A 1,123-nucleotide genomic window follows, 5' to 3' on the forward strand; every position below is an offset into this window, starting at 1 on the left:
TTCGGACATCCGGGCGGCGCAGCTGGGTCTGACCCGCGCCACCGACCCGAAGGTGAAGCCGACCGAGAACGAGCTGACGGCCATGGAGCACAAGCTGACCGAGGCCCTGGACGCGGGCTTCGTCGGCATGTCCTCGCAGCAGCTGCTGTTCGACAAGCTCGACGGCGAGGTGTGCCGTTCGCGCACCCTGCCCTCGACCTACGCCACCGCCAAGGAGCGGCGTCGCCTGAATCGCATTCTGCGCGACCGCAAGCGGGCGTTGCAGGGCGGTCCGGACGTGGCCAAGCCGCAGAGCCTGATCGGCATGGCGGCCAGCAGCCTCGGCTTCTTCCGGCCGCACCTGAAGGTGAGCCTGCTGTCGGCGGCCGACATCAAGGCCATTCCCGGTGTGGTGAAGGTCTTCCCGCTGCTCGGCAAGATCATCAACAAGCTGGGCGGCGACTTCCGCTGGCAGCACCTGCCGGTGCCGTTCGAGGTGTACGCCGACGGTATCGACCTGCCGGTGTTCGAGGAATTCGGTTCCGGTGCCGCGGCTCTGCACCTGTCCAACCAGATCGAGGAACGCCGCGCGCTGCTGGCCGACGAGGAATACCGGCGCTGGTTCCGCAAGGACTACGACAAGAAGTGGGGCCCGCGAGTCTGGCACCGCGACTTCTTCGACGCCGAGATCACCGAATGCCCCGATGAGAGCGTGATCGGCAAGACCTTCGGTCAGGTCGGCGTGGATCGCGGCGGCGTGCACCCCGTGGACGCCTTCCTGGATCTGGTGGTGGAGTACGGGCCCAAGGTGCGCTGGCGCACCACCATCTCCAACCACCGGCCCGAGGTGCTGAACGTACTGGCCGCGGATCCCAGTGTGCAGCTGGGCTTCTCGGACGCGGGCGCGCACCTGCGGAACATGGCGTTCTACAACTTCGGGCTGCGGCTGCTCGAGCGAGTGCAGCGGGCGCAGCGGGCGGGCAACCCGTTCATGACGGTCGAGCACGCCGTGCACCGGGTCACCGGTGAGCTGGCCGACTGGTACGACCTCGACGCCGGGCATCTGCGCGAGGGCGACCGGGCCGATGTGCTGATCATCGATCCCGAGCGGCTCGACGACAGTCTCACCGCCTACGCCGAGAAC

At 67.9% G+C, this 1,123-nt stretch carries 1 protein-coding gene; it reads left to right on the forward strand.

Annotated features, from left to right (window positions below; genetic code table 11):
• Positions 1-1,123 (forward strand): hypothetical protein (locus ACIRS4_RS38310; RefSeq protein ID WP_404204908.1); only part of this gene is annotated, 1,123 nt, incomplete at both ends.

This window comes from Streptomyces sp. NPDC101166 (assembly GCF_044768125.1).
Taxonomy (GTDB): Bacteria; Actinomycetota; Actinomycetes; order Streptomycetales; family Streptomycetaceae; genus Streptomyces.